The sequence below is a fragment of the Paenibacillus sp. R-74696 genome, from assembly GCF_055814915.1.
Window position 1 is genome coordinate 35,678 of sequence record NZ_JBPULM010000046.1, and the last position, 11,850, is coordinate 47,527.

11 protein-coding genes are annotated in these 11,850 nt (G+C 46.0%); 2 read left to right on the forward strand and 9 right to left on the reverse strand.

The window, feature by feature from the left end:
* Positions 1-157: 157 nt before the first annotated feature.
* A complete protein-coding gene (locus ACSR9A_RS24730) occupies positions 158-1,699 on the reverse strand; it encodes a DEAD/DEAH box helicase (protein WP_473760314.1) in 1,542 nt (513 codons plus the stop codon).
* Positions 1,700-1,725: 26 nt separating this feature from the next.
* On the reverse strand, positions 1,726-2,499 hold the full coding sequence (locus tag ACSR9A_RS24735; protein WP_473760316.1) for an SDR family NAD(P)-dependent oxidoreductase: 774 nt from the start codon (positions 2,497-2,499) through the stop codon (positions 1,726-1,728).
* Between the two features lie 149 nt (positions 2,500-2,648).
* On the opposite strand from ACSR9A_RS24735, the gene ACSR9A_RS24740 reads away from it, so the two are divergent.
* On the forward strand, positions 2,649-3,290 hold the full coding sequence (locus tag ACSR9A_RS24740) for a DUF2625 family protein (RefSeq protein WP_473760318.1): 642 nt from the start codon (positions 2,649-2,651) through the stop codon (positions 3,288-3,290).
* An 87-nt stretch (positions 3,291-3,377) separates the two neighbouring features.
* On the opposite strand, the gene ACSR9A_RS24745 is transcribed toward ACSR9A_RS24740, so the two are convergent.
* Both ACSR9A_RS24745 and ACSR9A_RS24750 read right to left on the reverse strand, forming a co-directional pair.
* Complete coding sequence (locus ACSR9A_RS24745; RefSeq protein ID WP_473760319.1) at positions 3,378-3,839, reverse strand: chemotaxis protein CheX; 462 nt, start codon at positions 3,837-3,839, stop codon at positions 3,378-3,380.
* A 235-nt stretch (positions 3,840-4,074) separates the two neighbouring features.
* Positions 4,075-5,076 (reverse strand): HRDC domain-containing protein, encoded by a 1,002-nt coding sequence (locus ACSR9A_RS24750; RefSeq protein ID WP_473760321.1) that lies wholly within the window; start codon positions 5,074-5,076, stop codon positions 4,075-4,077.
* Between the two features lie 264 nt (positions 5,077-5,340).
* On the opposite strand from ACSR9A_RS24750, the gene ACSR9A_RS24755 reads away from it, so the two are divergent.
* Positions 5,341-5,625 carry a hypothetical protein gene (locus tag ACSR9A_RS24755; protein ID WP_473760323.1) on the forward strand — a complete coding sequence of 95 codons (285 nt, stop codon included), beginning with the start codon at positions 5,341-5,343 and terminating at the stop codon, positions 5,623-5,625.
* A gap of 198 nt (positions 5,626-5,823) precedes the next feature.
* On the opposite strand, the gene ACSR9A_RS24760 is transcribed toward ACSR9A_RS24755, so the two are convergent.
* The 5 genes from ACSR9A_RS24760 to ACSR9A_RS24780 form a co-directional block, all read right to left on the reverse strand.
* Entirely contained in the window at positions 5,824-7,233 is a 1,410-nt protein-coding gene (locus tag ACSR9A_RS24760; RefSeq protein WP_473760324.1) for a phosphodiester glycosidase family protein, read from the reverse strand.
* A 131-nt stretch (positions 7,234-7,364) separates the two neighbouring features.
* Positions 7,365-9,185: a helix-turn-helix domain-containing protein gene (locus tag ACSR9A_RS24765; RefSeq protein ID WP_473761252.1), complete on the reverse strand. Its 1,821-nt coding sequence runs from the start codon at positions 9,183-9,185 to the stop codon at positions 7,365-7,367.
* Positions 9,186-9,427: 242 nt separating this feature from the next.
* Positions 9,428-10,237 (reverse strand): helix-turn-helix transcriptional regulator, encoded by an 810-nt coding sequence (locus ACSR9A_RS24770; RefSeq protein WP_473760326.1) that lies wholly within the window; start codon positions 10,235-10,237, stop codon positions 9,428-9,430.
* 34 nt (positions 10,238-10,271) lie between these two features.
* Positions 10,272-10,787: an adenylyl-sulfate kinase gene (locus tag ACSR9A_RS24775; protein WP_473760328.1), complete on the reverse strand. Its 516-nt coding sequence runs from the start codon at positions 10,785-10,787 to the stop codon at positions 10,272-10,274.
* Entirely contained in the window at positions 10,784-11,839 is a 1,056-nt protein-coding gene (locus ACSR9A_RS24780) for a hypothetical protein (protein WP_473760330.1), read from the reverse strand. Before ACSR9A_RS24780 ends, ACSR9A_RS24775 begins: the two co-directional genes overlap by 4 nt.
* Positions 11,840-11,850: the final 11 nt, after the last annotated feature.

Genomic DNA, 11,850 nt, shown 5'->3' on the forward strand with positions numbered 1-11,850 from the left:
CCTTGCTTATGTTTTAAAAAAAGCCCCCGTTCCGCAATGGCTGAAGCTAAAACGGCTAGCGTGGCGCCAAGGAAAAATGGCTGGACGCCAGCTTGCCTCTTCATACCAATTTGCTGGAAAAGGGGCTTGAATTATAACCTTATTCTTGCTTAAAAGCTTACTCCTTCGTATCGCCCGACTCGCGCTTTGCTTTCAGCCATTTCGGAGCGCCTTTATCCTTGCTCTTCTTCTGGCGCTCCTGCTTGGACAGCACCTTCGCCTTCGGTTTCGCTGGAACAGCCGCTTTCTGTGGCTCGTTAGCTGCGGAGGCAGCGATTCCCGCTGTCCTCACCCGCACTGCCCCATCTGCTTGTGCATCATTCCTGCGGCTGCCCGGCTGAACTTCGCCCCGGCGCCTCTCGCCTTGCGGAGCTTGCCCACCTGCACCTTGTCTGAACTCTCCACGCTGCCTCTCGCCCCGCGCTCCATCACCTTGCGCTAAGTCGCTGCCTGACGCCTGACGACTCTTCGGCGCTCCCGTATAATCCGGACGTTTGAACGAGGATTTATCATTCCGCGCTTCCTCCGGTGTAACCAGCTTGCCTCTAAGCATCGCCTTCTCCGGAAGATCAATGCCAAGCTGCTTGCGGAACTTGTCCATAATAAAATGCTCCTGCGGCGTAACAATGGAAATAACGGTTCCCGTGCGGCCCATGCGGCCCGTCCGGCCCGCCCGATGCACATAATGATCGGCATCAAGCGCTGGCTCCAGATTGATTACGAGCGGCAAGCCTTCAATATCGAGTCCCCTCGCGGCAACGTCAGTCGCAAGCAGTAGCTGGCACGCACCTTCGCGAAAGCGCGCAAGCGTAGCAGCACGACGCTGCTTGTCAGCATCGCCATATAGCGCCTCTACCGTAAAGCCCTCATAGCTGAGCTTCGCTTCCCAGTTTGAAATCGTGTCCGTCTCATTCAAAAACAGCAACGCTGATTTTGGCTTCAGCATGCGAATGATGCGACGGGCGATATCCGGCTTGTCCCGTTTGTCGCATACGAAATAATAATTCGTAATTGTCTCCGACACGCGATGCTCAGGGGCAACCTGAATTCGGTGCGGCTCATTCATCCAGCGGCTTTCAAAGCGTGCCATCTGCTCTGGATAAGTCGCCGAGAAAAAAGCGATTTGGCGATTTTGTCCCATAGCAAAAAGAATCGTCTCCACTTCGCGAGTCGAGCTCAGCTGGAACACTTGGTCCACTTCATCAACGACGACCTGATTGACGGCATGCAGCTTGATTTTGCGCAGCTTAAGCAGCTCGTGAATACGTCCCGGCGTACCAATGACAATTTGCGGATGCAGCTTAAGCTTCTCTACTTGGCGCTTGAGTGCTGCGCCGCCAATTAGCTGCTGCACACGGAGGCCCAGCGGCTTCGCATAAAATTCAGCTACCCGTACAATCTGCATAGCCAGCTCCTGCGTAGGAGCAATGACCACGCCCTGAATTTCTTTCGACGATGCATTCAGCTTCTGTAGCAAAGGCAGCAAATAGGCCAGCGTCTTGCCTGTTCCCGTCTGCGAACGTGCGGAAACGTCCTGCCCTCCGAGCAGCACCGGAATGGCCTCAGCTTGCACCGCAGTAGGCTCCTGAATACCCTCTTCAACCAGCGCTTCCGCCAGCTGTTCATTTAAACCTAAATCCAACCAATTTTGCTTACTCATGTTCGAGTCCTCTCTTGTTCAAAACACTATTTTCGATCCAGCATGCCGCCGAACAATCGGTCAATCAGACGCGGAAAAAGCTGATAAAGCTTAATGCCGAACGCCGCCGATCTCGGCAAATTAATTTCTGCCTTCCTGCGCTCAATAAGCCGCACAATGGCCTTGACTACATAGTCAGGCTTCATCATAAAGAAGCTGACATTTTTCACATAATTGCCTGACGGATCTGCCAGCGAGAAAAACGGCGTGTCAATCGGTCCGGGATTTACCGCCGATACGACAATCCCTTTGCCCCGCAGCTCCATCCGCAGCGAATTGGTAAAGCCGAGCACCGCATGCTTCGTTGCCGTGTAGGCCGTTGACTTGGCTGAGCCGATCTTGCCTGCGAGTGAGGCAATATTTACGATATGACCGCTGCCTTGGGAAAGCATATATGGCAGCACAGCCTTCGTGCAGCGAACGATACCCATATAATTCGTATCCATCATCTGGTCAAATTCTTCGACCGGCATCGTCTCAAAATATTCAAACTGCCCGTAACCAGCATTATTAATCAATATATCGAGACGCCCATGCTTTTGCAGGACAGCCTGAGTGACCTGCTGAACATCTTCCATGCTCGTTACATCCATCTGAAAATAGGAGCTATTGCTGCCGATTTCTGCCACATGCGCCTTCAGCTTCTCCACATTTCGTCCGGTCAGCACCACAATGGCGCCGCGCATCGCAAGCTGCTTTGCAGCAAGTGCTCCTATCCCGCTGGAAGCGCCGGAAATAAGCACAACTTTGCCATTTAACATCCGTCATCACCTAAAGCTAATTCTACTTGATCAGGGCATTTTAAGCAAAGAAACCTTTGTAAAACATTGCTTAGGCTTCCGCCACTTTTTGATTTTGGACAATGCGCTTCTGCCTCAGTACAATAATAAGGAAAGGAAGGATGAGAAAAATGAAATCCTATAAGGAATTAATGGTGCCTGAGGATGCATGGGAAGAAATTCAAAGCCTTGTATCCGAAGCTGCCAATCCCGTTACCATTGTCAGCTGTTCCATTGAGGATGGCAGGAAAACGTTGGAGCATCTGCAAGTTACGAATCGCTCCTATTTGGGGGCTATTGCCTTGGAATGCGGAGGACTGCTTGTCGATTATGGGTGGTTAAAAATATTAGGGGCAGGAAATGAGCGGCTTTCAGGCTCTTTAGCAACTTGGAACAATCCCATCCAAAACATTTTGGTCGTAGCCTATGATATAATTGGCGGCTTCTTTGCCATTCATTCCAATTATAAAACCGTGTTTTATTTGGCGCCTGACACGCTTGAATGGGAGGATACCGAGTGTACCTATTCCGAGTTTATAGGCTGGGCGTTGAATGGCGATCTGCATTTATTTTATAAGACAATGCGTTGGGAAAGCTGGATGGCGGACTCCCAAACGCTAAAAGGAGATCAAGCCTTTTCCATTGTCCCCTACCTATGGACTGCCGAAGGGCAAAATATCGAGCAAGCATCCAAAAGGCCCGTAAGCGTACTTGAGCTGTATGAGCTCCATCAGGAAATGGGCAAATCATTAAACACTTTATCCCAGCCGTAGAAAGCCTTTTCCTCCAAAAAGATGGAAATATAAATTCAGCTCTTATAAATGCAAAAAAACTCCCTAAGGAGTTTTTCGCCGTTACGATTATGATGCTACCAGCACTTGAATATCCAGTTCACCAATTCCCTCCATAATGAGCGGAATGGTTAATGCTTGCTGCGCTTTAAAGCCAGCAGCAGTTGCAGACTGAATGACCTTCGGCGGTGTAATATCTACATGGACGCCTTGATTCGATAACATCGTGCTCGCATTCCCGCTAATCATGTTGCCAAGCTCAGAAATGGCGCTTCTGCCCATTTCGTCAATTTCAGAAATCGAGAAGCCGCCCATCATAGCCGATATCATCTTCATCGCTACCGATTCGCTTAATCCAAAAACGATATCAGCGTTCATTTGTCCGTTCAGGCCGATTTGTATCCAAATGTAATTTTCAACAAATTTAACATCTTTCAAGCCTAATTGCCCTGCCGATGGCTTTATCTGGATGACCTGCTCAATTACACTTTTTGCCGCTTCAAGAAACGGATTAATATACTCAGCCTTCATAACGGGAATACGCTCCTTTTCGACAAAGATCGCGATTTTTTATATTCCTCATTATACTTTTAAAAATAGGACAAGTATACTATTTTTATCATTTTTGAACCTTAAGACCTATGAGTTTGTGTTCATTTTCAAATGCTTTACAAGGCAATTTTGAGGATTTTCGCACCAAATTTATGGACCTAGTTAATTTCCGGACATAAAGTACTAGATGAACGCAGCAACACACAATCATGGCTTATATAGCTTGCGCCTGATTTGCATGAGCCTTGCGGTAACGGATTCTAAGCAGCCGCAGCCGTTCATACAGCATATCCACCTGTTCATGCTTCAAGCCCTCTGCTCCATATACTTGCTGAAGCACGGGCTTCAAGTAGCGGTCGCCCAACTGCTCGAACGTTTCCCAGACAAGCTGCTGCTCGGATTCCGGCATACGCAGCAGCTCGCGTGCAATAAGAGGCTCGACATCATATCCTTCAGCTTCAAGCTGTTCGATTCTGTCCATTATTTCCCTGCGCGACAGCTCGAGGCCGGCGCCTAGCTGCTCCAGCGTCTCCTCGCTGTTCAAACAGCTGAGAATCCGCTTTTTCTGCAGCTGCTTGTCCATCTCGTTTTTGAATTTTACTTCCTTCTGCTTATACAACCACCTTGTAAAATCAGACTTGTCCAGCAGCTGCTCTACCCAGTCAAGCGGAAAGCTTGTTTCACGGGCATGCTTCTCTGTAATCGCCAAAATTTCAGCTCCATATCGATTTTGCTTGCTCTCTCCCCACCCGGGAATTTGCAGCAGTTCTTCGGCCGTATGCGGTACAAACGTGCTGAACATCCACAGCATCCGATTCGTTGCAATGAGGTAAGCCGACCTCTTCTCTCCTCCTGCTTTCACCCTGCGCCAATCTCTTAATTGTTCAAACAAGTCTTGATCTGCGTTCAGTTCGCCATAACACTGTACCATAGCCTGCAAGCTGCCCATTCCCGAATGGCGCCGGCCTTCCAGCATAGATTCAATGACCGGCGTAAAGCCCTCTCCCATTCGTACCGCAACTCCATGGCGAAAGGCGAGCAGCATGTCCTCCCAGGAAACGCCTTCATACCAGACATCAGGCGCAGCTGCCGTATGCTCGCCATCGACCCATAGTACTGACCAAATGCCCTCCTGTTCGCAAATCGACAATTGGGCGGTATGTACGCCCTCCTCCATAGAGGATTTTTCAAATGTGTTCAAAAAGAAAATTTGCATCTTTCATCTCTCCCTGGCTGCTCCAATTTCAAATAAAAGGACATAAAAAAAGCACCTCCCCATAGCTCATCCAGAGCCATAGAGAGGTGCTTCCTCACGTTCAAATATTCGATTAGCAGTATATTATCATATGCTTTTCAATCTGACAAGCTTTTATATACAGATATAGCAGTTGCTTTATAAACTGCATGATGCCCTTCGAACAGGGAACAATGAAAGCGCAGGTATTGCAAATGCAAAATGGAAGGAGAAAGGATGATCCACATGGACGGTTTTATCGAAGAGGACCGCAAGCGCTCAACCGATGTCTCAACCGTAGAATCACAGCGAAATGACCTGGTGCCGGAGGAGTTTCCAGAAGGGCCTTACGCAGCGGAGAGACCCGGTCTGCCGCTTGGCAAAAGCTCGCCATGGCGCAAAGATCAGCGCCCTAACAACCGTTTCAGCTATGAAAACCGCGCTCTGCATGCAGATTTGAAACGCGACTATCCCGGAGCAGATGATGAATTTGTGCTCTCCACCGAGACAGAAGAAGAGGAACAGAGCTAGAAAGACAAATTTTACTCAAGCCCCTTCAACGAATTTACCGCACAAACGCCTGCTCACCAGGTATGAAAAAAAGGTTCAGCGAGACCTCGTCTCGCTGAACCTTTTTGGCTGTTGCCGCTTCAAGGCAGGCCGTATTTTTTACGTCATGCTGCCATGTTGTGCTCTCTTTCTGTCAATTAAACAGCTTTCAAGCAACCCTTACCATTTCGGCAAGGAGCTGAATACAAGCGCATTGCTGAGCTCGCGTCCGGCAGGCGTAATTTGCTTGCCATTCGCATACAAGCCGGAAGATGCGCCGCCATCCAAATTCATCGCCTGCTTAGCACCCAGGCTGACCATAATTTGTCCCCATTGCTTTATGGTCGCAGCCGGTACCGTAACCAGCAAAATCGAGCCATCGTTCATTATCGCAATTCCGCTTCGTGCGCCAGAGTCGGTTAAAATTTTCGGGCTGACAAAACCTTCGTTCGCTGGATCAACGGCCAGCTTGCCATCCTTCACTAGGCGCGGGCCCGCACCAATTGCGGTATGCACCTCGCTCCAGTCAATCGCTTTGCCGGAAACATCGTTATAGCTGACGGTATAGTCAACGTAGCTGCCTTTTTGGAAACGGCTCGCCAAATGCTCCTCCTCCCCTGTAAAGAAGAGAACATACCCATCCTTCGGAATATCGACATTCGTATTTTTGCTAACCTTCGTTACGATACCCTTGCTGACCGTTACGGCTGAGCCTGTGGTCATGCCGATTTTGCTGCCGCGTTTCGGCGTATACATAATGGCAGCAGTTCTGCCTGGGGTAGGTGTCCGATTAACGAAATACACATACCAGCTTTGTGAGGATTTCCCGGGGCTGCTTACTTTGCCGCTCATCTTCACCTGCAACGTATCCATAAGAGCCGAGCCGTCCCATTGAAAGCCAATGCTCGTTCCTGTATTTCCAATATGCTCGACAACGCCATCGCTAATGATGTTGCCATAAGGCTCAGGAATTCCGCCATACGATTCAAAATACGTGCCATTAATGGCTGCTGCTGCATTGTACAGGGAAGCTATTCCAGATAAGCCCTGCGTCAACCCGACTGTCCTGCTAGGCAGGCCTGCTGTAACGGGCATCCCTTTCGGAATCGCCACGGTTTGAACGGTGAAGGAACGTCCCCCTGCGGACACGCGCTTCGAAGCCGCCACAGCCTTGTAAGAAGTTGATGCTGCACGGATCGTTACTGGCAGCTCAAGCTTGCCCTTATAGGAAGCGGAGGTCACATGAACGCGAATTTTAGTTTTCCCTGCGGAAACAGGGATAATAACACCATCGCTGTTCACGCGCGCTACCGCGCCATTGCCTGATTCATACCGCAGCGTCACCTGCTCTGACAGCTTCAGCTTTGCGAGCAGCGGCAGCCTTTCATTAAGAGCAACCGTTACGGCTGATGCTGGATACGTAATCGTGACATTTTTGACAGTTGATTGTGCTTCAGCTGCATACGCCGAACCTCCAAAATTGTAGGCCGTTTCTCCGCCTGCTGAGCTTAACAGCAGAAGCGACGCGCCTCCGACTAAGACTGTGCGCTGCATACTTTTTTTCCATGATGACTGGTTTAATGATTTCATTGTTGTTTCTAGTCCTCCCTAGCTATGTCCAAAATTAGGCTCTTATACCTATATCGGCAGAACTAGGGAACAATTGAACCATTTGGTCCAACTTTGTTTATGCCTTTTTTAAAAATAGATCGCTTTCCTCATCATTTCGAATGAGCTCGGTGTATGTTTCGATATTCTCCTGGAGGAATTTCTTGAATCTTTTTGAATGCTCTGTAGAATGAAATGACGTTCTGATAACCAATTTGCTCCGCAATGGATTGAATCGGTTCATCCGTCTCCGATAATAATCGTTTCGCATATTCAAGCCTGACTCTCAGAACGTAGTCAATGAATTTTTCGCCCAGTTCTTCCTTAAAAAGCTGGCTTAATGAACTGGGCTGAAGTTTAAGATAGGCGCTAACACCCGAAAGAGAAAGAAGGGGATCGGCGAAATTCATATCGATATAGCTTTTGGCTTGGAAAGCGATAACATGATGTCTTCTAGCCTGACGATCTTGATCTGCACTAGCTTCGAATGCCAGCATCGTACTCATAAGCTCTTTCTCAAGCTCATCCAAAGTTTCTGACTGAGCCCAAAGCTCTGTAAACTTATAAAGGAATTCATTCCTCCATAGCTGTTGAATTCCCGGATTCAATACGTTGATTTCTTTCTCCATCTGCATCACAAAGCTTTTAACGAACGCAAACATTTCATGTTTATCAAATCTCATCTCTCTTAGCTGCTTGAACAGTTGTGTAAGTTTTTTATTACAATCGCATTCATTTTTGCGGAACGAGTGTACAATATTTTCTATAGCTTGCAAATAGGCGTAATTGTCCAGACTGATTTTTCCTGAGCTTACCCGATTATCTATCAACGTATTCGTTCCAAAAACAGGCTTTAAAGAAACATTCTCCTTCGCATTGCGATACGATTCCGCGATTGTCTCAATGCTATCTGAATCAGCTCCAATCCCTATCGTTACCGTCAACTCCAGATTGTGCAAAATCCAGGATTGAAATTCACTCGCAAGCTCTATTACTGGTTTCGCAACTGATAATTCTGATTTGCATTGATGAACAACAAACGCGATACGATTTGGCTCCATCCAAGCATGCCAAACAAAAATCTTACACTGCTCTCCTAAATCGTGAAATGCGTTTTCTATTATAAATTTGAGTAGATGCTGATCTCTGGGATTATACTTTTCTGTGAAACGTGTGTAGTAATCTATTTCAACTATGATGACACTGAGGCGATCGAATAGATACGGCATATTAAGAGCTGTCATTTGAGTCTCGAACTGCCTGTCAGTCAAGACCTGCTGCCCTGACAGCAAATCATAAAATAGACGCTGCTGGCGAAGCAGACTGTATTCCTTAAACAAGCTTTCATAATCTAGGGACTTCTTAAGAAGCTGATCCACTGCCATCTCAATGAACGTAAATTCATTATTCGTATTTTTAATGCCTACTTCCTCACTTTGTCTAATGGAGTATTGCCCCAGCTTATTAAGGATGGATTGAGTCGGTTTATAGCGAATATGTTTTACAAGAGTAAATCCAACAAGAATCATTAAGATACTAATGACCACTATTAACATCCATCTGCCTGAAAAAACAGAAAGCTTTGTGTCATTTATGTCAACCGCCCTACTTGAATAGAACTTCCAGTCTGTATACTTGGAATGAACGATAGTCGTAGAGTCAGCATTGTCCTTATTCAAATTTGCAAGATTAAAATTTATATTACCTATTAATCCCAAAGAGTTTGAATCGCTATCTTTGGATGATTGAAGGGAGTATGCGCCTAAATCGGGAATGATTCGTTGTTCATCTTCAATGGCTTGATTAATCTCAATATTTTTATTATTGGAATTTTGATGTGATGCACCGAGAAAGATAAATAAAAAGGAAATAATCGCTATAGATACAATAAAAATATATAATGATATCAATTGGTAATAATCATTCATCCTCATCACAGCAAATACCTCCATTATGTGGACAGTCTAATCTAATCTCTTTACCAATTATACATAATATGAAAAAAAAAGATAAGATGGGCATCTATAGTTTACGCTTAGTAAACTATAGATGATTTTCAGCTATTAGATGTAACATAATGGCGTTCCTATAAAGAGTATTGTCGTTCGCATGTATCGGATAACGGATAAAGGTTCCAACAAAAAACGCCCCATAAAAATGGGACGTAAGGCAAGGCTCAATAATAGGGTTCTATCCAACTTGTATTCATCATGGTAGCTGCGCGATCCCGATTTGGCGAAACGCCATAATAACGTTTGTAAATGGAGCCGAATTGGGAACTAGATACATAGCCTATGGAATGAGCGATTTCTTTCATTTTCATATTCGTGCTTCGAACAAACACACTAGCCTTTCTCATACGAATCTGCTGTAAATGCTGCATCGGGGATACTTGATATACTCTCGTATATACGCTGCTCAAATAAACGGGATGGCAGCCTACTAATTTCGAAAGGTCGTGAAGCGTAAGCGGCTTCTCATAATGGAGCAGCATATAGCGATATACGAAACTTATTCGTTTGTCGATCTGTTCAGAAGACCTTCGGGCTGATTCCATTGCGCATACTTTTCTTTTCGGATTCGACTGGATGAATAATTGTAGATACCGCTCTAATACATGGATATCCTGTTCAGTCTGAACAGGATTTTTCAATAGCTGCTGTGCTAATTCCCGATCAGCGGGTTTGATGATTGATATAGTCCACTCGGCTTCCTCGTCTGTGCGTTCACCTTCAATATTGCAGACAATCCCTTTATAGCTAATCGTAGGTTCGTGCTGCGGCACGATGCACAATGGACCCGAGGCAAGCAGAAGCTCCTCCCTACCTAACGAAATGGCTTGCTGCTCCTGCATAAGCTCCATTGGATTGAGCGCAAGCAGCAGCATGATTTGATCCCCATGGATCAGCTGTAAGGGTCGTTGCGACTTTCTGTTCATCGTAATCGACTGCTGAGATATTAAGGAATAGAATTGAATCTTTAACATAACCTCATTCCCCCGTCTCTCCGCCAAATCCCGATTATTCAGGCAGCTTCAAGATTTGTGTAACAATTGCATCTAAAGAAGCAGATGCCTCATTAACGACAATTAGATCAGGTTGCGATGGTTCTTCAAAATCCATATCCATACCAACAACCTCCTGTACCTGTCCGTTCAAAGCCCCAGTATACAGCTCCTTTTGATTACGAGCAATTAGCGTATCTTTGGATACACGCAGGTAGATTTCATAGTAATGCGAAATATTTTCCTTATTCCATGCCCGGCAGGAATGGAACATAGAGATCGTCGCGCACACCACATCCAATCCTTGCAAAGCCAGCATCCTGCACATCCTTGCATTACGCATGGCACTTGCATGTCGGTCAGCGCTAGAGTAGCCAAGATCATGGCCGAAAACCTCTCTTAGCATATCGCCGTCAAGAAAAACAACCGCATCGCTTTTTGCCTTCAACTGAGTATATACTCGTTTACCTATTGTGGTTTTTCCTGAGCCCGCAAGTCCTGTAATCCAATAAACGCGGCCCGATTCGTTCAACTTGTTTCCTCCCCGACTTTATTCAAGCATTCTAGCAGCTGCATAAGAAGCTCACTTTCTTTCATGCAAGCATCCAAATAAGGCCGTATAGTCAACGCATAGGCTTGCGCATTAGGCCGATCCGGCTTGACATAATATTGAACGACCTTGGTTCGGATTAACGTCCAATTGTTGTACAGATCAGTGAAGCCCTTGTGCAATTCTTCATAAACATTGCTACCGAATATACCTTGCTTTTTCAAATAGTCAATAAGCATTAGATTGCGTTCCTGATAAAATAATGAGTATGTCAGTCGGTGAGTCATATTGGAGTTGAGAGCATGGGCAGAGAGAATAATTTCACTAAATTGATCGCGAAGGTACTCCAATACACCTAGACCTCTCTTTATTGTCATTTCCTCCGAAACTATAGATTCGCCGTAAAGCTGTTTTTCAATATTCGATTGGATGATCCTATAAGGCACCTGCGGGTCCAACTGCTCCTTAAAAACGCGCAGCCCTAATCCAAACAACTGATCTGCGGGAATCGAGTCGTAGGAAAGCTGGAAATCCTGGTAGCTTATTTCATGCTTAACGATATTCCCTGGTGGAACGCAGTCTTCCACCATATAGAATGTGGATAGCTCGTCACTATACCCATAGATCAAAACGGGATGAATCAAATCCGTTTTACGGCATTCAAGGCAGAAGGGAAAATGAAAACGATTCAATCGTAGAATACAATACATACCCTGATTCAAATAACCTTTGACGAGTTCGATAGCATCGGTATCTCTGTAGAGTGGCAATTCAACCTTCTGAAAATATTCATCATATAGCACGTCTGGCAAATTCCTTGTAACATACGGGACCAATGCGCCATTCTCTTGTTTTTCCTTGTAAGCTGCGTCAGTTATTAATTCACGATTGGGGATCTCTATTTCATATTGAGATGTAATAAGAGGGACCATACATTCAAAAGCCGAATCCCTCGTCATTAGAATGGCGATCACATTATTCCAATAACAATCAATTCGGTTCGTGTTATAGGGCACAAAATCCAGTTTGAACACCGTCATTCCCT